Annotated in this window: 1 pseudogene; it reads right to left on the bottom strand. The window is 68.0% G+C overall.

The window, feature by feature from the left end:
- A pseudogene (locus I8J34_RS24420) lies at nt 1-284 on the bottom strand (MocR-like pyridoxine biosynthesis transcription factor PdxR); the annotation flags it as partial.

Genomic DNA, 284 nt, shown 5'->3' with positions numbered 1-284 from the left:
AGATGCGATTGCTCGCGACGCACATACTTGGACAGCAGGCGCCGCCAGGTGGTGAAGGGGAAATGCTCGGTGTCCGGAATGCCGGGCATGAAGGCGCCGTCCTGGACCGAGCTGGAGGCGCCCGTGCCGGCGATCCGGCGACCGCGCAGCGACAGCAACTCAGTCGTCGCCGGCGGCCGGGGTGTCTGCGACGCGGCTCGCCGACCTGGCACGCTGAGTGACTCGACCACGTAGGTGCCGTCACCCACCCGGGTTTCCAGGTAGCCCTCGATCAGCAATTGGTC

Source organism: Denitromonas iodatirespirans (assembly GCF_018524365.1).
Lineage (GTDB): Bacteria > Pseudomonadota > Gammaproteobacteria > Burkholderiales > Rhodocyclaceae > Nitrogeniibacter > Nitrogeniibacter iodatirespirans.
This window is presented reverse-complemented; position numbering and strand designations above follow the sequence as displayed.